Source organism: Variovorax multivorans, assembly GCF_051216835.1.
GTDB lineage: Bacteria > Pseudomonadota > Gammaproteobacteria > Burkholderiales > Burkholderiaceae_C > Variovorax.
Genome location: NZ_JBPJZL010000010.1, coordinates 173,202 through 194,626, shown reverse-complemented (window position 1 = coordinate 194,626; position 21,425 = coordinate 173,202). Strand labels below are relative to the sequence as shown.

Genomic DNA, 21,425 nt, shown 5'->3' with positions numbered 1-21,425 from the left:
ACACCATGAAAACACGTCAACTGGGCCGTGGCGGCCTTACCGTTTCGGCCCTCGGTCTCGGCTGCATGGGCCTGAGCTTCGGGTTGGGCCCCGCTGCGGACAAGCGCGAAGGCATTGCAATGATCCGAGAGGCCTTCGAGCGGGGCGTGACCTTCTTCGACACCGCAGAGGGATACGGCCCCTTCACGAACGAACTCCTTGTCGGCGAAGCCATCGAGCCGATACGCGACCAGCTTGTCGTCGCGACGAAGTTCGGATTCAAGCTCGACGAGAACGGCGCGATGGTCGGGCTCGACAGTCGCCCGGAGCACATCCGCGATGTAGTCGAGGCCTCGCTGAAGCGCCTGCGCACCGACCGCATCGATCTGCTTTATCAGCATCGGGTCGATCCGGCGGTGCCGATCGAGGATGTCGCAGGCGCGGTCAAGAGGCTGATCGCCGAGGGCAAGGTCAAGTATTTCGGTCTTTCGGAAGCGAGCGCGCAAACGGTCCGCCGCGCGCACGCCGTGCAGCCCCTGGCGGCGATTCAAAACCACTACTCGCTGTGGATGCGCGAGCCGGAAATCGATCTGCTGGCGCTCTGTGAAGAACTCGGGATCGGATTCGTCTCGTGGGGCCCGCTCGGCCAGGGTTTTCTTACCGGCCAGATCACGCCGGACACGAAGTTCGACGACCCGAGCGACCTGCGCAGCAGCTTCCCCCGCTTCACGCCCGAAGCGCTGAAGGCCAACTTCGCGGTCGTCGACTTTCTGCGGGGTCTCGCTGCACGAAAGGGCAGCACACCCGCGCAGATCGCGCTCGCCTGGCTGCTTGCGCAGAAGCCGTGGATCGTGCCGATTCCCGGCGCCACGAAGCTCGAACACCTGGACGACAACCTGCCGGCGTGCGACCTTGAACTGACACCCGACGACCTGCGCGAGATCGATGCGGCGTTTGCAGCCATCGACGTGCAAGGCGCTCCTCTGTCGGAAGGCCTGACCTCCATGGCTGATCGATAAGGAGATAGACATGCAACATCGTCAACTTGGCAAGAGCGGCCTGAAGGTCTCGGCCCTCGGCCTCGGTTGCATGGGCCTGAGCTACGGCTACGGGCCAGCGACCGGCACGGCCGAAGCGGTCAAGCTCATCCGCGCGGGCTTCGAACGCGGGATCACGTTTTTCGACACGGCGGAAGTCTATGGGCCCTTCGTCAACGAAAGCGTGGTGGGGGAAGCGCTGGAACCTGTGCGCGATCAGGTCGTGATCGCGACCAAGTTCGGGTTTCGCGAGGGTGACGCCGGCAAGGGCCTCGACAGCCGGCCGGAACGCATCCGGCAGGTGGCCGACGAGGCGCTGAAGCGCTTGCGCACCGACCGCATCGATCTGTTCTATCAGCACCGTGTCGATCCGCAGGTTCCGATGGAAGACGTGGCGGGCGCCGTGAAGGACCTGATCCGCGAAGGCAAGGTGAAGCACTTCGGTCTTTCCGAGGCCGGCGTCGACAGCATTCGCCGCGCGCACGCGGTTCAGCCGGTCGCTGCCCTGCAGAGCGAATATTCCCTGTGGTGGCGCGAGCCGGAGAAAGAAATTCTTCCGCTGCTGGAGGAACTGGGCATCGGCTTTGTGCCATTCAGTCCGCTCGGAAAGGGTTTTCTGACGGGAGCGATCGACGCACAGACATCGTTCGGCGCGGCAGATTTCCGCAGCACAGTGCCTCGTTTTGCACCGCAGGCGCGCCAGGCGAATCGCGCACTGGTCGATGTTCTGGCGGAGATCGCCGCGCGCAAGCAGGTCACGCCTGCCCAGCTTGCACTCGCCTGGCTGCTCGCCCAAAGGCCGTGGATCGTGCCGATCCCCGGCACGACGAAGCTGCACCGCCTCGAGGAAAACGCCGGTGCCGCCTCTGTCGTGTTGTCGCCAGAAGACCTGAAGGAAATCGAGGCGGCCGTCTCGGGTGTTCAGGTCCAGGGCGACCGCTATTCGGCGGATCGACAAAAGCTCGTCGGCCGCTGAGCGACGACGACTAACGCCGAGCAAAAGGAATTGATCATGACCCAAGTAGTTGTTGTCATCGGAGCAGGGTCCATCGGCCAGGCCATCGCCCGCCGTGTCAGCGCGGGCAAGCACGTTCTGCTCGCCGACCTGCGGCAGGAGGGGGCCGACGCAGCGGCCAAGGTGCTCGCGAATGCCGGCTTCGAGGTGAGCACGGCAGTCGTGGACGTGTCTTCGCGCGCCTCGGTCCATGCGCTCGTGGGGACGGCCACCGCGCTTGGCAGTGTCACCGGCCTGATCCACGCCGCGGGCGTTTCTCCTTCGCAGGCATCACCGGCCACGATCCTCAAAGTCGACCTGTACGGCACCGCGCTCGTCCTGGAAGAGTTCGGCAACGTCATCGCGGAAGGCGGCGCTGGCGTCGTCATCGCGTCGCAGTCCGGACACCGCTTGCCAGCGTTGAGCCCTGAACAGAATGCGGCTCTCGCGACGACGCCGACTGAAGACTTGCTGGCACTGCCGATGCTTCAGCCCGAGCAGGTGAAAGACTCCCTGCACGCGTACCAACTTTCCAAGCGCGGAAATTCCCTGCGGGTCATGGCGGAGGCCGTGCGATGGGGCAAGCGTGGCGCCCGGGTGAACACCATCAGCCCCGGCATCATCTTCACGCCGCTCGCAAGAGACGAACTGACAGGCCCTCGCGGCGAAGGCTACCGGCGCATGATCGAAGCGTCGTCCGCCAAGCGCGGTGGCACACCGGACGAGGTCGGCAACGTCGGCGCGCTGCTGATGGGGCCAGACGGCGGCTTCATCACCGGCAGCGACTTCCTCATGGACGGCGGCGTCACCGCGGCCTACTGGTACGGAGAGCTCGCTCCGGCGAAGTGACTCGCCAGGCTCAGGTCTGTGCCAGGATTCGCCCCAGCTCGTCGATGTCGATCGGCTTCTGCAGATGGTGGTCGAACAGCCCCTCGGCCGCCTTGCCGCCCGCATCCTGCGCAGAGAAACCCGAGATCGCGACCAGCAGCTTCGGCGTGCCTTCCGTCGTGCTCGCGCGCAGCCGCCGCGCCACTTCCGTGCCCGGAAAGTCGGGCAGGGTGAGGTCGATCAGCGCGGCATCGAAGCTTTCGGCCGCTGCCGCGTCCAGCGCCTGCTGCGCGGTGTAGGTGCAGCGCGCGGTGTGGTCGTGCAGGCTCAGCAGCTCCTGCAGCAGATCGGCCGCGGCCTTGTTGTCGTCGACGATCAGCACGTTCACTGGGGTGTCTCCTTTTGGGTGTCGGCCGGGGGCGCCGGTGGTTGCAGCGGCAGGTCGACCACGAAGCGCGAGCCTTCGCCCGGCGCGCTTTCCACGCCGATCTGCCCGCCGTGCAAGGTCACGATCTTGCGCGTGATGTAGAGCCCGAGGCCCAGCCCCGCGGCGTGCTTGCGGCTGTCGTCGGTGCGCTCGAACTGCTCGAAGATGCGGCCCTGGTCTTCGGGCGCAATGCCTATGCCCTGGTCGCGCACGGCCACCTGCGCGGTGTTTCCCAGCTGTTGCACGACCATTTCGACCGGCTTGCCGCCGCCGTAGCGCAGCGCGTTGGTCAGCAGGTTGGTCAACACCTGTTCGATGCGGAACTCATCCCATTCGCCGCGCAGTTCGGCCGGCGCCGCGAGCGTGATGACCGAGCCCGCGGCCTCGGCCTGGTGCCGCAGGCTCTCTACCACCGCTTGAGCCAGCGTCGCGAGGTCCACCGGCGTGGTCTTGATCGACAGCGCATCGCGCCGCATGCGGGTGACGTCGAGCATGTCGTCGATCAGCCGCACCATGTTGCGGATCTGCCGCTGGTCGCGCTCGATCATCGTGGGCAGCCGCTCGGGCGCGAAGCTGGCGAGGTTGCCCTTCGACAGGTGCAGCTGCCGCAACTGCGCCTCGAGGTAGAGCGTGTTGAGCGGCGTGCGCAGCTCGTGCGACACCATCGACATGAAGTCGTCGCGCATGCGCACGGCGCGTTCCAGCTCGTGCTGCGTCTGCTGCAGCTGCTGCACCAGCTCTTCCTGCTTCCTGTGCGCGGCCGCGAGCGATTCCATTTCGTGGCGCAGCGCCTTGCGGTGCTGGTACAGGTCGACGAACACGTTCACCTTGCTGACCACCGCGTGCGGATCGAGCGGCTTGTGCAGGAAGTCGACCGCGCCGCTCTCGTAGCCCTGGAAGGCGTAGTTCAGCTCGCGCCCGGCGGCACTCACGAAGATGATGGGAATGTGCCGCGTGCGCTCGGTGCCGCGCATCAATTCGGCCAGTTCGAAGCCGTTCATGCCCGGCATCTGCACGTCGACGATCGCGAGCGCGAATTCATGCTCCAGCAGCAGCGCCAGCGCCGCATCGGCCGAGTCGGCGCGGTACACGAGGCGCCCCGGCGCGCGGATCAGCGCTTCCAGCGCCAGCAGGTTCTCCGGCAGGTCATCGACGATCAGCAGCTTGCTTTCGATGTCAATGTTCATGGGCGGCCTCCAGCTGGAGCAGCAGCGTGCGCAGTTCGCGCAGGGGGAGCACGTAGTCGGGAATGTGGCGCGCGATGGCGGCTTGGGGCATGGTTGGAATAAGAGCTTCTTTCGGTTCCTGGACGGCGGTGAGCCCGCCGGCCAGATGAATGCGGTGCAGGCCTTCGGCGCCGTCGTCGTTCGCGCCGGTCAGCAAAAAGCCGGCGAGGGCGGGGCCGTAGACGTCGGCGGCGGAGCCCATCAGCACGTCGATGGACGGCCGCGAGAACAGCACCGGCGGCTCGCAGCTCAGCGAGAAGGCGCGCTCGCGCTCGATCGACAGGTGGTAGCCGGGTGGCGCGAAGTACAGGCTGCCGGCCGCCAGCGGCATCTTGTCGTTGGCCTCGTGCACCGGGATCGGCAGGCGCTGCGCGAAGATCTCGGCGAGATGGCTCTCGTGATCCCCGGGCAGGTGCAGCACCACCGCCATCGGAATGCGCCAGCTGGCGGGCAGGTCGTGCAGCAGGGTGGAGAGCGCGTCGATGCCGCCGGCCGAGGCGCCCAGCACCACGGCGTCCACGCGCTTGCGAACGGGGGAGCGAAGGTGGTGCTTCATATTGCCCGTCATGCGGCTTTCTTGCGGTAGATGCGCTCGACGCGCGCGTGCGTGTCGAAGCGGTCCGAGTAGCCCGAAAAGTCGATGCTCTCCTTCGAGCCCAGACCGAGAAAGCCGCGGTGCGACAGCGACTCGTGGAACAGGCCCAGCGCCCGGTCCTGCAGCTCCCGATTGAAGTAGATCAGCACGTTGCGGCACGACACCAGTTGTGTTTCCGCGAACACGCTGTCGGTGGCCAGGCTGTGGTCGGCAAAGATCACGCCGGCGCACAGAGAGGGGTCGAAGCGCGCGGCGTCGTAGGCGGCGGTGTAGTAGTCGGAGAACTCGCCGCGTCCGCCCGCGCGCTGGTAGTTGGTGGTGTAGCCGCGGATCGCCTCCAGCGGAAAGATGCCCTGGCGCGCCTTCTCCAGCGAGGCGGGGTTGATGTCGGTGGCGTAGATCTGCGTACGCGCGAGCAGGCCTTCTTCGCGCAGCAGGATGGCCAGCGAGAACACTTCCTCGCCCGTGCTGCAGCCCGCCACCCACACCTTGACGGACGGGTAGGTGTGAAGGATCGGCACCACGTGCTGGCGCAAGGCCAGAAAGTAGGCCGGGTCGCGGAACATCTCGCTCACCGGGATCGTCAGGAACTGCAGCAGCCGGCCGAACAGCGAAGGGTCGCGCAGCACCCGCTCCTGCAGCGCCGAGATGCTCGGCAGCCCGAGCTGGTCGAGCGCGTGCAGCACGCGGCGCTTCTGCGAGGCCACGGTGTAGTTGCGGAAGTCGTAGCTGTACTTGAGATAGATCGCCTCCATCAGCAGGCGCAGCTCGATCTCCGTGTCGCTCAGCGGATGCAGCGGCGGCGTGTGAGTGGCGGTCTTCGAGTTGCCGGGGCGTGTTGTCACAGGCGCTCCATCTTCGGCATCCACACGCGCAGCAGCGAGAACAGGCGCTCCAGATCCACCGGCTTGGCGAGGTAGTCGTTGGCGCCGGCGGCCAGGCATTGCTCGCGGTCGTCCTTGGTGGCCTTGGCGGTGATGGCGATCACCGGCATCTTCTCGAAGCGCGGGTCGCCGCGCAGGCGGCGCGTGGCTTCCAGGCCGTCCATCTCCGGCATCATCACGTCCATCAGCACGAGGTCGATCTCGCTCACCTGGTCGAGCCGCTCCAGCGCCTCGCGGCCGTTGCGGCCGATCTCGACGATGGCGCCGCGCTGCTCCAGCGCGCTGGTCAGCGCGAAGATGTTGCGCACGTCGTCGTCCACCAGCAGGATGGTGCGGCCCTCGAAGATGCGGTCGCGTCCGCGCGCCGTCTTCAGCATGCCCCGGCGCTCGCTGGAAAGCTCGGCCTCCACCTTGTGCAGGAACAGCGTCACTTCGTCGAGCAGGCGCTCGGGCGAGCGCGCGCCCTTGATGATGATCGAGCGCGAGTAGCGCTGCAGCTCGGCTTCTTCGTCGCGCGTAAGGTTGCGCCCGGTGTAGACGATGACCGGCGGGAACGACACGATTTCTTCCGCCGCCATGGCCTTGAGCAGCTCGCTGCCCTGCATGTCGGGCAGCTTCAGGTCGGTGATCATGCAGTCGAACACGCGGGTGCGCAGCAGCTCCAGCGCCTCTTCGCCGGAGCCGACGGCAACGATCTCGATGTCGTCGTCGCCGATCAGCCTGATGACGCTCTCGCGCTGCAGCTCGTCGTCTTCCACCAGCAGCACGACCTTGACCTTCTGCGTGAGCTTTTCTTCCAGCCGGCCGAACACCTTCATCAGCTCGTCGCGCGTGGCCGGCTTCAGCGCATAGCCGATGGCGCCCATCTGCAGCGCAGCGCCCTGTACGCCTTCGGCGGCGGACACCACGTGGATCGGAATGTGGCGCGTGTGCGGCGAATCCTTCAGCCGCTGCAGCACGTCGAGGCCGGTGCTGTCGGGCAGGCGCATGTCGAGCAGGATCGCGTCGGGCAGGAACTGCGTGGCCAGCTCGAAGCCATCGGCCGCGCCATGCGCCACCAGGCAGCGATAGCCCAGCTCGTGCGCCAGGTCGTAGAGGATGTGCGCGAACTGCGGCTCGTCTTCGATCACGAGCACGCGGCGCACCTGGTCGCGCGGGATGGAGCGGTCGTCGGCGAACTGCGGCGCGGGCACCGGGGCAGGGGGCTTCGGCGCCAGCGACGCAACGGATGGCGCATGTGCGGGCCGTGGCGTGTAGACCGCCGACGGCTGAAGCGCTGCCGGTGAAGCCTGCGGTGCCTTCGCCGGCAGTTGCAGGACGAAGGTGCTGCCCTGGCCCGGCTCGCTCTGCACCGTGAGCGTGCCGCCCAACAGCTGCGTGAGGTCGCGCGAGATCGACAGGCCCAGCCCGGTGCCGCCATAGCGCCGGCTGGTGGTGCCGTCGGCCTGGCGGAAAGCTTCGAAGATCAGCTCGTGCTGCTGCGGATCGATGCCGATGCCCGAGTCAGACACCGCGAAGGTGGCGCCGCCATCAGCGGCCGGCGAGACTGTCAGCGCCACTTCGCCGCGCTCGGTGAACTTGATCGCGTTCGACAGCAGGTTCTTCAGGATCTGCTCGACCCGCTGCCGGTCGGTGACCAGCGAGGCCGGCGCATCGGGCCGTACTTCGAGCCTGAAGCTCAGGTTCTTCTGCATGGCCAGCGGGCTGAAGGTGCTCTCCAGGCTGCGGGCCAGCTTGGCGAGCGTGACGTCTTCGGGTACCACTTCGAGCTTGCCGGCCTCGACCTTCGCGATGTCGAGGATGTCGTTGATCAGCACCAGCAGGTCGTTGCCCGACGAATAGATCGACTCCGCGAACTTCACCTGCTCCGGGGAGAGATTGCCCTGCGGGTTGTCGCCCAGGAGCTTGGCGAGGATGAGCGCGCTGTTGAGCGGCGTGCGCAGCTCGTGCGACATGTTGGCGAGGAATTCCGACTTGTAGCGGCTCGCGCGCTGCAGCTCGTCGGCGCGGTCTTCGAGGTCGCGCTGCACGCGGCGCAGCGCGGTGTTGCGCTGGTCCAGCGCCTCGGTGCGCTCGGAAAGCTGGCTGTTGGTCTGCTCCAGTTCGGCCTGCTGGTTCTCCAGCATGGCCTGCGAGGCGCGCAGGGCGCGCGACTGTTCCTCGAGTTCTTCATTGGCGGTGCGCAGCTCTTCCTGCTGCACCTGCAGTTCCTCGTTGAGCTGCTGGGTTTCGCCGAGCACCTCCTGCAGTTGCTCGCGGTAGCGCGCCGCCGCCAGCGAGGTGCCGATGTCGTCGGACACCAGGTCGATCAGCTGGTTGCCGCGGTCGTCCAGCGCGCCTGGCAGGCCGAGCTCGACCACGCCGTTGACCATGCCGCTGCTCGCGACGGGCACCAGCAGCACCGACTTGGGCGCCATCTCGCCAAGGCCCGAGTTGACCTTCAGGTAGTCGGCATCGACCGGGTCGATCAGCATGCGCCGGCGCTCGGCGGCCGCTTGGCCCACCAGGCTTTCGGTGGGGGAGAAGACCTGCGGCGTGGCTTCGGCCGCGCTCGAGAAGCCGTAGCTCGCCGCCCGGCGCAGCGGGCCGTGGCGCTCGCGCACGTACATGGCGCCGACCGAGGCGCCCAGGTAGCGCGAGAAGAACGCGAGCACCTTGCGGCCCATGTCCGGCGCGCTAAGTTCGCCGACCAGCTCGCCCACCAGCCCGGTCTGTGCGTTGCGCAGCCAGGCCTCGTGAGCGAGCCGCTCGGCGTGCGCAGCTTGTTCCTTCAACACCACGTCGTAGCTGTCGGACAGCAGCACCAACTGGCGCCGGCCGAAGTAGGCCATCAACCCGGTGAAGCTCAGGGTGAACAGCAGGAACAACCCGACAACCCACCAGGCAGTGCTGTTGGCGGCGTTGTTGCGCTGGAAGCGCAGGGCCTGCTCGGTCTCCATGAAGGCGGTGAATTCGGCGCGCATGTCGTCCATCAACCGCTTTTCGTCGCCGAGGCGCATGGCGGTCTGATTGCCGCTGCTGGCGTCGCGCGCGGCAATCATGCCGTTGGCAAATTCGAGCCAGGCTGTCTGCAGCGTGGCGAGGCGGTCGATGCGCTCCACCTGCTGGGGGTTGTCCGACACCAGGTTGCGCAGCCCGACCGTATCGCCCTTGAGGCGGGTCAGGGCGCCTTGGTAAGGCTCCAGAAAGCTCCGCTCACCGGTGATCAGGAAGCCGCGCACACCGGTTTCCATGTCGATGGTGCGGCGCTGCAACTCGCTGGCGGCGCGGGTGACGCGGTCGGTGTGCTCGACCCAGCCGATGCTGTTGAGCAGGAACAGGATCAACCCCACGAACACCACGGCACCGAATACGCCGCCGATCAGGGGCAGCTTGATGTTCCGGCTGAGCAGGCGCTCGAAGTCGTCGGGGTCGATCGCGGTGGGAGTGTTCATCGGTCGCAGTTGTAGGCAAAACTTGTCAAGTTTTGTCGATAAATCGAAGAGGCCCTGTCGGAGAAGGCCCCGTCACGGTCTTGACGCGGATAGGGAAACCGCAGGCGCCGTATTCGCGTGGCTATACTGTAAATTCATACAGCATTTGCCAGATGGGCCCCGAACCCTCCAACCCGCAAGACGCGGCCTCCATGATCGCGCATGTAGTCTCCGTCAAGGCCCTGTGCGCCTTCGGCGCGAAGGCGGGCGACCTCGACCTGCGCTTCGTGCCCGCACCCAGCGCGCTCGAAGGCATGGCCGGGCACGCAATAGTGCAGCACCGGCGCGATCCCGAGCACTACGCCTGCGAGGTCGGGCTCGAAGCCACCTGCGGCGCGGTCCGCGTGCGTGGCCGGGCCGACGGCTACGAGGCACGCGCAGCCCGCGTCGAAGAAATCAAGACCTTCCGCGGCGACTTCGACGCCATCCGCGGCAACCATCGCGCGCTTCACTGGGCGCAGGCCCGCACCTACGGCTGGATGCTGTGCGAGCTGAACGGCCACGAAGAAATGACCGTGGCGCTGGTGTACCTTGACCTTGCCACCGGCGACGAAACCGTGCTCGAAGAGCACCACACCCGCGAAGCGCTGCGGGAGCACTTCGAGCAGCTGTGCGGCCGCTACAGCGCCTGGGCGCGCAGCGAAGCCGGCCACCGCGCCGCGCTCGACGCCACGTTGGCCCAGCTCGAATTTCCGCACCGCGCTTTCCGCACTGGCCAGCGCGAACTGGCCGAGGCCGTCTACCGCGCAGCCGTGGGCGGGCGCTGCCTGATGACGCAGGCTCCCACGGGCATCGGCAAGACGCTGGCCACCATCTTCCCGCTGCTCAAGGCCCGCGCGGCACGCAAGATCGACAAGCTTTTCTTCCTTACCGCCAAGACATCCGGCCGGCCGGTGGCGCTCGATGCGCTTCGCGTGCTCGACAAGGGCAGAGGGCAAGGGCGCCTGCGCGTGCTCGAACTCGCGGCCCGCGAGAAAGTCTGCGAATACCCCGATCGCGCCTGCCATGGCGATGCGTGCCCGCTCGCCAGGGGCTTCTACGACCGCTTGCCCGCTGCGCGCGAGCAGGCCGCGCAGGTGGCGTGGCTCGACCGCGAAGCGCTGCGCAACATCGCGCTCGCACACGAGGTGTGCCCCTATTTCCTTGCGCAGGAAATGGCGCACTGGGCCGATGCCATCGTCGGCGACTACAACTACTACTTCGACAGCAGCGCCTTCCTCTACGCCACCATGCGCGATGCCGACTGGCGCGTGGCTGTGCTGGTGGACGAGGCCCACAACCTGCTGGAACGTTCGCGCGGCATGTATACCGCGCAGCTCGAAGGCGCGGCGCTCGAAGAAGCGCACCGCGTGGCGCCCGCCGCGCTGCGCGGTCCGCTGGCGCGGCTCTTCCGCGAATGGGACACGGTGCAGCAGTCGCAGGTGGCCGACTACGAAACCGCCGATGAAATTCCCGAGCGCTTCCTGCGCACCCTGCAGGCCGCCAACACTGCCATGGCCGAGTATTTCGCAGCGACGCCCGATGCTTCGCAGGGGCCGCTGCAGCGCTTCTTCTTCGACGCACTGCACTTCGCCCGGCTGGCCGAGGCCTTTGGCGACCACTCGGTCTTCGAGCGCACGCTCGGGGCCACGCAGCAGGATCGCAGCCTGGCCATCCGCAACCTCGTGCCCGCGCCGTTCCTCGAGGCGCGCTTCGGCGATGCGGTGTCGGTCACGTGCTTCTCGGGCACGCTGTCGCCTTTTGCTTTCTACCGCGATGCGCTGGGCCTGCCCGAAGACACCGCGCTGCTCGACGTGGCCTCGCCCTTCGACAGCCGGCAACTGCGCGTCGAGGTGGCGATGCATGTGTCGACGCGTTTTCGCGACCGCGCGGGGTCGCTGCGCAATGTGGCGGACATCATCGGCGCGCAGTTCGAGCGCCTGCCGGGCAACTACCTGGCCTTCTTCAGCAGTTTCGACTACCTCGAAAAAGCCTGCGCTGCGTTCTCGCTGCGACACCCCGGCGTGCCCGTGTGGACGCAGACGCGCGGCATGCGCGAGGCCGACCGCCACGGCTTCATCGCGCGCTTCGAGGAGGGCGGGCAGGGCATCGGCTTCGCGGTGCTCGGCGGCGCGTTCGGCGAGGGCATCGACCTGCCGGGCAGCCGGCTGATCGGCGCCTTCGTCGCCAGCCTGGGCCTGCCGCAGTACAACGAACTCAACGAGATCACGCGCGAGCGCATGCAGACGCGCTTCGGCAAGGGCTACGAGTACACCTATCTCTATCCTGGCCTGCAGAAGGTGGTGCAGGCGGCCGGCCGTGTGATCCGCACCGAGGAAGACCGCGGCGTGTTGCACCTGCTTGACGACCGCTTCGCGCGCGCCGAGATCCGCGAGCTGCTGCCGCGCTGGTGGCACGTGCGACTGGCGGGTCTCGCAGACCCAATTCGAACAAACACCGAATAGAGGCTATTGAGACCTCACTCGCTATCCACGGCCAGAGAGAATGAATTGTTGTCGATTGATTGCAATTGAATATGAAATGTAATTGAAAGGAATTTGGTTCTGCGGAAAGCAGCTCTTTCTCGTAACTGCCTTAGTTGGTACTTAGACTCAGGAAGGAAAATTCAACAAAGGAACAGCCTCTTTCATGAAATCAAATTGTTTGGTAACAGAGTCGGCGGTCACGGAAAATTCGCGCAGGCAGTTCTTGCAAAAGAGCGCACAAACTGCGACGGTACTTTGGAGTGGCTCGATGTTGGCCGGTTGCGGGGGTGGCGATTCGGGCGGCGACACGGGTTTGAATGGGGGGAATTTGTTTCCTTCTGCAAACAATCCCGCCAGCGAAAATTCGTTGCCATCCTCTGAAAGCGGAAATTCAACACCACCTCCTGTAAACACTCCAGCCGGTGAAAATTCGTCGTCACCCCCTGCATCCAACTCGACCAGCGAGAATTCTTCGCCTTCCGAAACAAGCCCGACGGTCCAGTCTTTCTCTCCGTCCGCCGAGGCTCCGGGCGGAGTAATTGTTATCACCGGCTCCAAATTCGATTCAAGTGCTTTCGTAAGCTTTGGAGGCGTAGCGGCAGTGCAATTCAGCGTGGACTCGGCGACGCAAATTTCGGTGACTGTGCCCGCTTTGGCGATCACAGGTCCGGTCACCGTCAGGACGGCTGGAGGAACGGGCCGATCCAGCGCGCCGTTCTCTGTGCTGACTGCGCCCGCGCCAGCACCCGGTTATCGACTCGCCTGGCACGATGAGTTTGAAGGCAATGGAGTGAACAGCCGCAATTGGCGAATGCATACCTCCATGCGAGACCAAGCACAGCAAACAACCGATGCTGCCGATGTCTCCAACAGTGTCTTGACGATTTCGACCTATACGGACCCTTCGACAGGTGCGCATCACACGGGTTTTCTGGATACGAAAACAAGCCCGGGCTGCGAATTCACCTTCGGGTACGTCGAGGCTCGCGTTCGCTTTGTGAACAGACCCGGGCAGTGGTCTGCATTCTGGTTGCTGTCGGACCAGAACAGGGCATACACGCCGCCCAATCCGGCTGCAGGCGTGGAGATCGACATCATCGAGCACCGTGCGGTCGAGGCGAACAATGCGGCAGACGTCAGCAATGGGCATTCGAGCGCAGTGCATTGGAATGGCTATGCCGCAGCAGAGATAAAGAGCATCGGCAGCGGGGTGAGGACACTGCCGGCAGGCAAGTCGTTCTCCGACTGGCATACGGTAAGCCTGCTTTGGACCCCGACCAAATATCAGTTCTATCTCGACGGGACGCAGTTCTGGGAGACCACGGAAGGCATTTCCCAGAGCGACGAATACATCCTGCTCACCAGCGAAATCAAGGACAAGGCGTGGGCAGGCGATATTCCTCCAGACGGCTATGGCCCGCGCGGCGCCAGCACGAATCCGGTCATGCAGATCGATTGGGTTCGCGTTTGGCAACTGCCGTGACCCGCATGGCGAATCACGGGGTCATGGCCGCCAAGCACGCAGGAAGCCGACTGCGCCATCCCCCGATGGCGTTCTTCCCACTGCCGAAGGCGGGCACCGTCCGCAAGATCGACAAGCTGTTCTTCCTTGCAACCTGCCAGAGATGACGAAGATGACGCGCGCCGCCAGACGCCTCGAACACGCCGGCCAGCCCGACCTGTTCGGCGAAGCGGCCGTGGCTGCCATCGAAGGCTTGCGCTACGAGCGCGACTTCCTGTCCGCCGAGGAAGAAACCGGCCTGCTGCACATCGTGCAGGCCCTGCCGCTCAAGGAGATGCGCTACAAGGAATACACGGCACGGCGGCGCGGCACCAGCTTCGGCGGCAGCTACGACTTCGAGAACAACCGCCTCAAGCCCGGTGCGCCGCTGCCCGAAGCGCTGCATCCACTGCGGGCAAAAGCGGCCGCATGGGCCGGCATCCCGCCCGAAGACCTCACCCACATGCTGATCGCCGAGTACCGTCCCGGCACGCCGCTGGGCTGGCATCGCGATGTGCCTGACTTCGAGGACATCATCGGCGTTTCGCTGCACAGCGACGCGGTGATGCAGTTCCGGCCCTACGTGCCCGGCGCACGGGCCTCAGGCCCCGCCACGCTCGAATTCCTGATCGAGCCGCGCTCCGTGTACCTGCTGCACGGCCCGGCGCGCTGGGCATGGCAACATGCCATCGCACCGACCGAGGCCTTGCGCTATTCCATCACCTTGCGCACACGGAGAACCCGCGCCCCATGAACCGCAGCACCTTCCTCAAGCTCCTCACGCAAAAACTCTTCCCCGTGCTGAAGGCCGAAGGCTTCGAGGGTTCGGGCCAGACGCTGCGGCGCATCGATGGGCCGCTGATCCATGTGTTCAACGTGCAGGGCGCGAGCGGGGGGAAGGCGTGCTACCTGAACCTCGGCGCGCATCTCGACTTCCTGCCGACCGAAGGCGGCGCCCAGGTGGCGCCGGATGCGCTGGAGGAATCGCACTGCGTGTTCCGCGACCGGATGGAGCCGCCGCCCGGCGCCGCTTTCGGATGGGCCTATGGCGTGACGAAAGAGCAGGCGGAAGAGAACGTCGAGTTCATCGTGAGCGAATGGGCGGGGCCGGGGCACGCTTTCTTTGCACGGCATGGCAGCTACCCGCAAAGTTTCGAGCAGATGCTGCGCGAGACCGACCCGAACCAGATCCATGCGCGAACGGCTCTGCATCTCGCGCGGATCGCGGTGCACCTGGGCGACCGCGCACGGGCGCAGGCCCTGGTCGATGCAGGGCTGGCGCGCGCACCGGAGCGGGCCACGTCCTTGAAGGCGGACCTCGCGAAGGTCCTGACGGCCTAGCGCTCGGCCAGCTGCGCGCAGCAGCAGCTGAAACACCCCACATGCGCGGCTTTCCTTCCCACACCGCAAAGCCGCTGATGCGCTTGCGCACCGCCCAAGCGTCGAGGCCGTTGAACAGCATCACCATCGGCACCTGCTGGATCATCAGCGAGTGGATCTGGTCGAACAGGGCCTGGCGCTTCTTCGGGTCAGACTCGGCGAAGCTGTCGTCGATCAGCTTCAGCGCCTGCGGGTCTTCCCACACCTTGCGCGCCTGCTTGTCCTTCGGGCCCGAGAACTGTTCGTAGCTCAGCGCCGGGTCGAGGCGGGAGGAGTAGCTGAACGAGCTCATCTGGTAGTTGCCGCTGTTGTAGCGGTCCAGCTGCGTGGCCCATTCGAGCACCTCGATCTGCGCGTTGATGCCCACGGCCTGCATCATGGCCTGCGCCAGCACCGCCACGGTATAGCTGGGCACGCGCGCGCTTGTTGTTCTGGATGGTGATCTTCTCGCCCTTGTAGCCGGCCTCGCGCAGTTTCTGGTACTTCAGCTGCGCATCGCTCGACGTGATCCGGCCCGCGTCGATGGCGCCCGACTTCAATCCGGCCGCCGCAGTGGCCGCATCGGGCACGACGATGAACTTCACCGTGTCCCTGCGCCGCATGAAGCCGGGCACCTGACACGCACGACAGACAAGGCTGACGCGCAGCGCGTGCGTTCTCCGACCCACGGCGCGCCTCGCGTGCCCAGCATGAAGGCTTCTCATCGAGCAGGAGCAATGCCATGCCAAGAGGCGACAAGTCGTCCTACACGGACAAGCAGAAGCGACAGGCCGAACACATCGAGGAAGGCTACGAACACCGCGGCGTGGGCAAGGCCGAAGCCGAGCGCCGCGCTTGGGCCACGGTGAATGCCGAGACTGGTGGCGGCAAGAAGTCGGGCTCCGGTCGTGGCAAGGCCGAGAACCATGCGCCGGCGCGCAAGGGCGGCCGCCTTGGCGGTGCTGCCGCAGCGCATCGCCCAGCGGCCGCACGCTCGGCTTCCGCGATGAAGGCTGCCGCCACGCGCAGGCGCAACGCCGAAAAGCGCGGCTGACCCGGAGCCGACGATGCACATCATCCTGGGAGCGACGGGCCACGTCGGCTCGGCGCTTGCGCAAGACCTGCTCGCGCGCAGCGAGCCGGTGACGGTGGTGACGCGCGATGCGCACAGGGCCGAAGCCCTGCGGACAAAAGGCGCGCACGTGGCCGTGATCGACGTGTTCGACACGCATGCGCTGCACCGTGTGTTCAAGGGCGGCCACCGGGTCTTCGTGCTGAATCCGCCGGCGGCACCATCGACCGACACGGTGGCCGAAGAGCACAGGAGCTTGCGCGCCATTCTTTCCGCGCTCGAAGGCTGCAGGCTCGAGAAGATCGTCGCCGAGTCGGCCTATGGCGCGCAGCCCGGTGAGGGCCTGGGCGACCTGGGCGTGCTGTACGACATGGAGCAGGCGTTGCGCGCCGGCCCGACACCGTTCAGCGCCATTCGCGCCGCCTACTACATGAGCAACTGGGACGCCTCGCTGAAGACAGCGCGTGAAGAGGGCAAGGTGCACAGCATGTATCCCGCCGACTTCAGGTTGCCGATGGTGGCGCCGCACGATCTCGGCCAGTTCGCCGCCAGGCTGATGCTGGGCCCGCCCGAGTCTTCGGGGCCGCATCACGTCGAGGGGCCGGAGCGCTATTCGGCGGGCGATGTTGCGCAGGCTTTCTCGCAAGCGCTGGGGCGACCGGTGGAGGTGGTCGAGACGCCGCGTGAGCAGTGGGAGCAGGCGTTCAGGTCGCTGGGCTTTTCCGATGCTGGAGCCAGGTCGTATGCGGCCATGACGCGCGTCACACTGGACCAGCACTACGAGCCGTCCGAGAAGCCGGAGCGCGGCGTGATTTCGCTGGGCGAGTACATCTCCGCGCTGGTGAAGAAGAGTCCGGACCGCTGAAACCCGCCAATACGCTGTCCGATATCCGGGTCTCAGGCCGCGAAGCCGCTAAAACCGGACATTCGTGACCTGTTTCTGGCGGCAGCCGGACAACTTGCGTTTTCCCGCCATGGCGGCCCGGGAGCGAGAAGCCGTCTTGTTCGGTGACGTTGCTCCGAACGCGGCTTCTACGCCTGCAAACGTCGCTGATTCGCCCGTCATTTCGCAAGCCGTCTGGCGGTTTGCCGCACGGTGAACGCATCGATACGATCCCGCGCCTTGCCCTCACGAAAGGAATGCGCGGGTGCTTTCTACGACTGCTTCTTCCTCATCACCCAATGCCGCCTTGCAGCAACGCAGCCAGCGCCATGTCTGGCATCCGTGCACGCAGAGCATTCGCCTCGAAGCAGTGCCGCCGTTGCCCATCGCGCGAGGCGAGGGCGTCTGGCTCTCCGACCATGAAGGTCGCCGTTATCTCGACGCCACCAGTTCGTGGTGGGTCAATCTCTTTGGCCACGCACACCCCGCGCTCAACGCTGCGCTGAAAGACCAGCTCGACAAGCTGTCGCACGTGATGCTCGCGGGCTGCACGCATGCACCGGCCGTGGAACTGGCCGAGCGCCTGTCCGCGCTGACGGGGCGCGCGCTGGGTCATTGCTTCTATGCCTCCGACGGCGCATCGGCGGTGGAGATCGCGCTGAAGATGAGCTTCCACGCCTGGCGCAACGCCGGCCACGCTGGCAAGCAGCGCTTCGTCGCGCTGAAGCAGGGCTACCACGGCGAGACGCTGGGGGCCTTGCACGTGACCGACGTGCCGGTGTTCCGCGATGCCTACGCGCCATTGCTTGCGAACGCGCACCTCGTTGCATCACCTGATGCACGCAACGCCAGACCGGGCGAAGACGCGGCCGCCATCGCACGCCGCGCCGCAGCCGAACTCGAAGCTCTGCTGGCCGAACAGCACGACACCATCGCCGCCGTGATCGTCGAGCCATTGGTGCAATGCGCCACCGGCATGGCGATGCACGACCCCGAATACCTGCGGCTCGTGCGCGCCCTGTGCGACCGCTACCAAGTGCACCTCATCGCTGACGAGATAGCGGTGGGCTGCGGCCGCACCGGCAGCTTCTTCGCCTGCGAGCAGGCCGGCATCTGGCCTGACTTCCTTTGCCTCTCGAAAGGCATCAGCGGTGGCTATCTGCCACTGGCTCTGGTGATGACACGCGACGCCATCTACGAGGGCTTTGTCGACGACGACGTGGCGCGCAGCTTTCTGCATTCGCATTCGTACACCGGCAACGCGCTGGCCTGCCGTGCGGCGGTGGCCACGCTGGATCTGTTCAAGAGCGAAGACGCGCTGCAGCGCAACCGTGGCCGCGCAGTGCGCCTGCTGCAGCGGCTGCACGACGGGCTCGAAGGCCAGCCGATCGATCACCTGCGCCAGCGCGGAATGATCACGGCCTTCGACGTGCGCGAGCCGGGCGCGCGCTTTGCCGAGCGCTTCCACATGGCGGCGCGTGCACAGGGGCTGCTGATGCGGCCTATCGGCAACACCGTCTACCTTATGCCGCCTTATGCGATCAACGACAGCGAGATCGACCAGTTGGTCGACGGTACGCTGGCCACGCTGAAGGCCGTCACGGCCATGAGTTCAAAGGAAGGAGCCCGCGATGTCGCGCTTGCTTGACCGCCTGCAGGGCGAGATCCACGCGCTCGACGCCCAGTCGTTGCGCCGTCGCAGGCAGATTGCCGAAACCGCCTGCGCGCCCGAACAGACCCTGACGCTGGCCGGCGCCACCGCACCGCGCACGATGCTTGGGTTCAGCAGCAACGACTATCTCGGCCTCGCCGCGCATCCCGCATTGGCGAAGGCATGGGCAGAAGGCGCCGCGCTGTACGGCACGGGCAGTGGCGGTTCGCACCTGATCCTCGGCCACTCGCGTGCCCATGCACTGCTCGAAGAACGGCTGGCCGGCTGGATGGCGCCCTTCATTCCTGAGGCGCAGAGCCTGTTCTTCTGCACCGGCTACATGGCCAACCTCGCGGTGTTGTCGGCGCTCGGCGGAGCCGAGGCGGTCATCTTCTCGGAGTCGCTCAACCATGCCTCGCTGATCGACGGCGCGCGGCTGGCCAAGGCGCGCGTCGAGCGCTATCCGCATTGCGACGTGGCCGCGCTCGATGCGCAACTCGCCGCCTGCGACGCGCCGGTCAAGCTCATCGTGAGCGATGCGGTGTTCAGCATGGATGGCCACATCGCGCCCGTGGCCGAACTGCTCGCACTGGCCGAGCGGCACGACGCCTGGCTGGTGATCGACGACGCGCACGGCTTCGGAGTGCTGGGGGGCACCGGGCGCGGCGTAGTCGAAGCCCTGGGCTTGCGCTCGGAGCGGCTGGTGCTCGTGGGCACGCTGGGCAAGGCGGCGGGCGTATCGGGTGCCTTCGTGGCAGCGCACCGCACCGTCATCGACTACCTGGTGCAGCGTGCGCGGCCGTACATCTTCACGACAGCCGCGCCGCCGGCCGTCGCACACGCGCTGCTCGCGAGCCTGACGCTGATCGAGGGCGAGGAGGGCGCGGAACGCCGTGCTCGGCTGCTGGCCCGCATCGCGCAGTTGCGCAAGGGTTTGAAGGCGGTGCTGCCGGCAGACGGCAGCGCCTGGCTGCCGGAATCGCCCACCGCGATCCAGCCGCTGATCGTCGGCGACAACGCACGCGCGATGCGAGTCATGGCGCAACTCGATGCACGGGGCCTGCGCGTGGGCGCGATCCGCCCGCCGACCGTGCCCGCCGGCACGGCGCGGCTACGCATCGCGCTGTCGGCCAGCCACAGCGAGGCCGATGTCGCTCGGCTGGTCGATGCATTGGGCGAAGCCCTCGCGCAGCCTTTGAAGGAAGCCGCATGACGCGCCGGGCCTGGTTCGTGACCGGCACAGACACGGGCATCGGCAAGACGCTGGTCAGCAGTGCCATGTTGAGCCTGCTGGCCGGCTCGGGCCTGCGCGCGGTCGGCATGAAGCCGGTGGCCGCGGGGCTGGAAGACATGAATGGCGAATGGCGCAACGAAGACGTGGAGCAGCTGCACGCGGCCGGCAACGTCGATGCGCCGCTGGCGCTGCGCTGCCCGTACCTGCTGCGCGCGCCGATGTCGCCACACCTGGCGGCCAGGGAAGAGGGCGTGCACATCGCGCTGCAGCCGATGCTCTCGGCCTTCGCGGAACTGTCGGCGCGTGCCGATGCGGTGGTGGTCGAAGGTGTGGGGGGCTTCTGCGTGCCGTTCGGCGACGACCTCGACAGCGCCGATCTGGCCGTGGCGCTGGGCCTGCCCGTGATCCTCGTGGTCGGCCTTCGATTGGGTTGCCTCAACCACGCGCTGCTGAGCGCCGAGGCCGTTCGCGCGCGTGGCCTCGTGCTGGCGGGCTGGGTGGCGAGCATGGTCGATCCGTCGATGCTCGCGCCGCAGGCCAATCTGCAGACGCTGCGCGCGCGTCTCGGTGCGCCCTTGCTCGGCATCGTGCCGCACCTCGAACACCCCGATGCGGCCAGCGCTGCCCGCCACATCGACCTGCGCGCACTGCGTGCGACGGCGGCGCATGCCGCGCGTCGCGCTGCCGCATCAGAAGTCTCAGCCGCGCTGGCCTGATTCCGCCAGCCGCTTGCCGCGCACGCCGCCCTGGCGTTCCAGCATCCAGCCCGGGTACTCGGCCGGCAGCGCGCTCACCTTGTCCAGCGTGGCGAGTTCATCGGCCGTGAGCTTGATGGCGGTGGCGGCGATGTTGTCGTCCAGCTGCTCGGCGCGCTTGGCGCCGATGATCACGCTGGTCACCACCTGCTGGTGCAGCAGCCAGGCCAGCGCGATCTGCGCGACCGACACCTTGCGCGCCTCGGCCAGCTGGCGCATCACGTCGATGCAGTCGTAGGCGCGTTCGACGTTCACCGGCGGAAAGTCGAAGGTGGTGCGGCGGCTGCCTTTTTCTGCTTCGGTGTTGCGGCCGTACTTGCCGCTCAGCAGGCCGCCCGCAAGCGGGCTCCAGACCATCAACCCGACGTTCTCGCTGCGCAGCATGGGCGCCAGCTCGCGTTCCAGGTCGCGACCGGCGATCGTGTAGTAGGCCTGCAGCGATTCGAAGCGCGCCAGCCGGTCGCGCTCGGCGATGCCCAGCGCCTTCGCGATCTGCCAGGCCGCCCAGTTCGACACGCCCACGTAGCGCACGTGGCCCTGGCGCACGAGGTTGTCCAGCGCGTGCACGGTTTCTTCGATGGGCGTGGCCGGGTCGAAGCCGTGAATCTGGTACAGGTCGATGTGGTCGAGCTGCAGGCGCTGCAGGCTGGCCTTCACGCCATCCATGATGTGAAAACGCGAGGCGCCGGCCGAGTTGACGCCCTTGCTGCCGGTTTCGCCCAGCACCTTGGTGGCCAGCACGAAGCTGTCGCGCGGCGCCTTGAGGTTCTTCAGCGCCTGGCCGGTGATGATTTCTGACTGGCCGTCGGAGTACACGTCCGCCGTGTCGATGAAGTTGATGCCGGCGTCCATCGCACGGCCGATCAGCCCTTCGGCCTCGGACTGCTGCAGGTTGCCGATCTGGCCCCAGATGCCGGAGGAGCCGCCAAAAGTCATGGTGCCGAGGCACAGCTCGGAAACGAAGAGGCCGGTGCGGCCGAATTTGCGGTATTGCATGGAGGAATCCTTTGCGGTGGAGGCGCCCGAGGGAGGCCGAAAGGGCCGGAAAGCCCGGGCGGCTGC

20 protein-coding genes and 1 pseudogene are annotated in these 21,425 nt (G+C 66.5%); 13 read left to right on the top strand and 8 right to left on the bottom strand.

The window, feature by feature from the left end; all coding sequences use genetic code 11:
• The first annotated feature begins 5 nt into the window (after nt 1-5).
• Genes ACSFCA_RS25695 through ACSFCA_RS25685 form a run of 3 tightly spaced genes read left to right on the top strand, consistent with a single transcriptional unit; the run spans nt 6 to nt 2,859 of the window.
• A complete protein-coding gene (locus ACSFCA_RS25695; protein ID WP_435461488.1) occupies nt 6-998 on the top strand; it encodes an aldo/keto reductase in 993 nt (330 codons plus the stop codon).
• Between the two features lie 10 nt (nt 999-1,008).
• Nucleotides 1,009-1,992 carry an aldo/keto reductase gene (locus tag ACSFCA_RS25690; protein WP_435461487.1) on the top strand — a complete coding sequence of 328 codons (984 nt, stop codon included), beginning with the start codon at nt 1,009-1,011 and terminating at the stop codon, nt 1,990-1,992.
• Nucleotides 1,993-2,028: 36 nt separating this feature from the next.
• Nucleotides 2,029-2,859: an SDR family oxidoreductase gene (locus tag ACSFCA_RS25685; RefSeq protein ID WP_435461486.1), complete on the top strand. Its 831-nt coding sequence runs from the start codon at nt 2,029-2,031 to the stop codon at nt 2,857-2,859.
• Nucleotides 2,860-2,869: 10 nt separating this feature from the next.
• Here ACSFCA_RS25685 and ACSFCA_RS25680 read toward each other — a convergent pair whose 3' ends face one another.
• The 5 genes from ACSFCA_RS25680 to ACSFCA_RS25660 are packed head-to-tail and all read right to left on the bottom strand — an operon-like array spanning nt 2,870 to nt 9,404.
• Nucleotides 2,870-3,226, bottom strand: a complete 357-nt coding sequence (locus tag ACSFCA_RS25680) for a response regulator (protein ID WP_258355027.1) — start codon at nt 3,224-3,226, stop codon at nt 2,870-2,872.
• The gene (locus ACSFCA_RS25675) at nt 3,223-4,452 is read right to left on the bottom strand and encodes a hybrid sensor histidine kinase/response regulator (protein WP_435461485.1); all 1,230 of its coding nucleotides are present in this window, start codon (nt 4,450-4,452) and stop codon (nt 3,223-3,225) included. The genes ACSFCA_RS25680 and ACSFCA_RS25675 overlap by 4 nt, the downstream gene beginning before the upstream one ends.
• Nucleotides 4,442-5,059: a chemotaxis protein CheB gene (locus ACSFCA_RS25670; protein ID WP_435461484.1), complete on the bottom strand. Its 618-nt coding sequence runs from the start codon at nt 5,057-5,059 to the stop codon at nt 4,442-4,444. Before ACSFCA_RS25670 ends, ACSFCA_RS25675 begins: the two co-directional genes overlap by 11 nt.
• Nucleotides 5,056-5,931: a CheR family methyltransferase gene (locus tag ACSFCA_RS25665; RefSeq protein WP_258355024.1), complete on the bottom strand. Its 876-nt coding sequence runs from the start codon at nt 5,929-5,931 to the stop codon at nt 5,056-5,058. Before ACSFCA_RS25665 ends, ACSFCA_RS25670 begins: the two co-directional genes overlap by 4 nt.
• Nucleotides 5,928-9,404 carry a response regulator gene (locus ACSFCA_RS25660; protein ID WP_435461483.1) on the bottom strand — a complete coding sequence of 1,159 codons (3,477 nt, stop codon included), beginning with the start codon at nt 9,402-9,404 and terminating at the stop codon, nt 5,928-5,930. The genes ACSFCA_RS25665 and ACSFCA_RS25660 overlap by 4 nt, the downstream gene beginning before the upstream one ends.
• A 152-nt stretch (nt 9,405-9,556) precedes the next feature.
• Between ACSFCA_RS25660 and ACSFCA_RS25655 the strand changes: the two genes are divergently transcribed.
• Nucleotides 9,557-11,887, top strand: coding sequence for an ATP-dependent DNA helicase (locus ACSFCA_RS25655; protein WP_435461482.1), 2,331 nt, complete (start codon nt 9,557-9,559; stop codon nt 11,885-11,887).
• Nucleotides 11,888-12,034: 147 nt separating this feature from the next.
• Here ACSFCA_RS25655 and ACSFCA_RS25650 read toward each other — a convergent pair whose 3' ends face one another.
• On the bottom strand, nt 12,035-12,571 hold the full coding sequence (locus ACSFCA_RS25650; protein WP_435477452.1) for a hypothetical protein: 537 nt from the start codon (nt 12,569-12,571) through the stop codon (nt 12,035-12,037).
• Between the two features lie 160 nt (nt 12,572-12,731).
• On the opposite strand from ACSFCA_RS25650, the gene ACSFCA_RS25645 reads away from it, so the two are divergent.
• From ACSFCA_RS25645 to ACSFCA_RS25630, 4 genes are read left to right on the top strand one after another with little or no spacing between them, the layout of a single operon-like run.
• A complete protein-coding gene (locus tag ACSFCA_RS25645) occupies nt 12,732-13,391 on the top strand; it encodes a glycoside hydrolase family 16 protein (protein ID WP_435461480.1) in 660 nt (219 codons plus the stop codon).
• 23 nt (nt 13,392-13,414) lie between these two features.
• On the top strand, nt 13,415-13,537 hold the full coding sequence (locus tag ACSFCA_RS25640; protein ID WP_258355019.1) for a hypothetical protein: 123 nt from the start codon (nt 13,415-13,417) through the stop codon (nt 13,535-13,537).
• Nucleotides 13,534-14,163, top strand: a complete 630-nt coding sequence (locus ACSFCA_RS25635) for an alpha-ketoglutarate-dependent dioxygenase AlkB (RefSeq protein WP_435461479.1) — start codon at nt 13,534-13,536, stop codon at nt 14,161-14,163. Before ACSFCA_RS25640 ends, ACSFCA_RS25635 begins: the two co-directional genes overlap by 4 nt.
• Nucleotides 14,160-14,750, top strand: a complete 591-nt coding sequence (locus ACSFCA_RS25630) for a DUF4304 domain-containing protein (protein ID WP_435461478.1) — start codon at nt 14,160-14,162, stop codon at nt 14,748-14,750. Before ACSFCA_RS25635 ends, ACSFCA_RS25630 begins: the two co-directional genes overlap by 4 nt.
• A gap of 22 nt (nt 14,751-14,772) precedes the next feature.
• On the opposite strand, the pseudogene ACSFCA_RS25625 reads toward ACSFCA_RS25630, so the two are convergent.
• Nucleotides 14,773-15,379: pseudogene (locus ACSFCA_RS25625) on the bottom strand (ABC transporter substrate-binding protein); the annotation flags it as partial.
• Between the two features lie 131 nt (nt 15,380-15,510).
• Between ACSFCA_RS25625 and ACSFCA_RS25620 the strand changes: the two are divergent.
• The 5 genes from ACSFCA_RS25620 to bioD all read left to right on the top strand — a co-directional run bounded on the left by ACSFCA_RS25620 (nt 15,511) and on the right by bioD (nt 20,324).
• Nucleotides 15,511-15,822, top strand: coding sequence for a plasmid stabilization protein (locus ACSFCA_RS25620; RefSeq protein WP_435461477.1), 312 nt, complete (start codon nt 15,511-15,513; stop codon nt 15,820-15,822).
• 13 nt (nt 15,823-15,835) lie between these two features.
• Nucleotides 15,836-16,705, top strand: a complete 870-nt coding sequence (locus tag ACSFCA_RS25615) for an NmrA family NAD(P)-binding protein (protein ID WP_435461476.1) — start codon at nt 15,836-15,838, stop codon at nt 16,703-16,705.
• Nucleotides 16,706-16,988: 283 nt separating this feature from the next.
• A complete protein-coding gene (bioA, locus tag ACSFCA_RS25610; protein WP_435461475.1) occupies nt 16,989-18,371 on the top strand; it encodes an adenosylmethionine--8-amino-7-oxononanoate transaminase in 1,383 nt (460 codons plus the stop codon).
• Complete coding sequence (bioF, locus tag ACSFCA_RS25605) at nt 18,355-19,587, top strand: 8-amino-7-oxononanoate synthase (RefSeq protein ID WP_435461474.1); 1,233 nt, start codon at nt 18,355-18,357, stop codon at nt 19,585-19,587. Before bioA ends, bioF begins: the two co-directional genes overlap by 17 nt.
• Nucleotides 19,584-20,324, top strand: a complete 741-nt coding sequence (bioD, locus tag ACSFCA_RS25600; RefSeq protein ID WP_435461473.1) for a dethiobiotin synthase — start codon at nt 19,584-19,586, stop codon at nt 20,322-20,324. Before bioF ends, bioD begins: the two co-directional genes overlap by 4 nt.
• Here the strand turns inward: bioD and ACSFCA_RS25595 are convergent.
• Nucleotides 20,307-21,359: an aldo/keto reductase gene (locus tag ACSFCA_RS25595; RefSeq protein ID WP_435461472.1), complete on the bottom strand. Its 1,053-nt coding sequence runs from the start codon at nt 21,357-21,359 to the stop codon at nt 20,307-20,309. The two genes, bioD and ACSFCA_RS25595, sit on opposite strands and share 18 nt — an antisense overlap.
• Nucleotides 21,360-21,425: the final 66 nt, after the last annotated feature.

Coding starts and splice junctions, on each gene's coding strand:
- ACSFCA_RS25695 (WP_435461488.1), top strand. CDS start 6: ATGAAAACACGTCAACTGGGCCGTGGCGGCCTTACCGTTTCGGCCCTC.
- ACSFCA_RS25690 (WP_435461487.1), top strand. CDS start 1,009: ATGCAACATCGTCAACTTGGCAAGAGCGGCCTGAAGGTCTCGGCCCTC.
- ACSFCA_RS25685 (WP_435461486.1), top strand. CDS start 2,029: ATGACCCAAGTAGTTGTTGTCATCGGAGCAGGGTCCATCGGCCAGGCC.
- ACSFCA_RS25675 (WP_435461485.1), bottom strand. CDS start 4,452: ATGAACATTGACATCGAAAGCAAGCTGCTGATCGTCGATGACCTGCCG.
- ACSFCA_RS25670 (WP_435461484.1), bottom strand. CDS start 5,059: ATGACGGGCAATATGAAGCACCACCTTCGCTCCCCCGTTCGCAAGCGC.
- ACSFCA_RS25660 (WP_435461483.1), bottom strand. CDS start 9,404: ATGAACACTCCCACCGCGATCGACCCCGACGACTTCGAGCGCCTGCTC.
- ACSFCA_RS25655 (WP_435461482.1), top strand. CDS start 9,557: ATGGGCCCCGAACCCTCCAACCCGCAAGACGCGGCCTCCATGATCGCG.
- ACSFCA_RS25645 (WP_435461480.1), top strand. CDS start 12,732: ATGCGAGACCAAGCACAGCAAACAACCGATGCTGCCGATGTCTCCAAC.
- ACSFCA_RS25640 (WP_258355019.1), top strand. CDS start 13,415: ATGGCCGCCAAGCACGCAGGAAGCCGACTGCGCCATCCCCCGATGGCG.
- ACSFCA_RS25635 (WP_435461479.1), top strand. CDS start 13,534: ATGACGAAGATGACGCGCGCCGCCAGACGCCTCGAACACGCCGGCCAG.
- ACSFCA_RS25630 (WP_435461478.1), top strand. CDS start 14,160: ATGAACCGCAGCACCTTCCTCAAGCTCCTCACGCAAAAACTCTTCCCC.
- ACSFCA_RS25620 (WP_435461477.1), top strand. CDS start 15,511: ATGCCAAGAGGCGACAAGTCGTCCTACACGGACAAGCAGAAGCGACAG.
- ACSFCA_RS25615 (WP_435461476.1), top strand. CDS start 15,836: ATGCACATCATCCTGGGAGCGACGGGCCACGTCGGCTCGGCGCTTGCG.
- bioF (WP_435461474.1), top strand. CDS start 18,355: ATGTCGCGCTTGCTTGACCGCCTGCAGGGCGAGATCCACGCGCTCGAC.
- bioD (WP_435461473.1), top strand. CDS start 19,584: ATGACGCGCCGGGCCTGGTTCGTGACCGGCACAGACACGGGCATCGGC.
- ACSFCA_RS25595 (WP_435461472.1), bottom strand. CDS start 21,359: ATGCAATACCGCAAATTCGGCCGCACCGGCCTCTTCGTTTCCGAGCTG.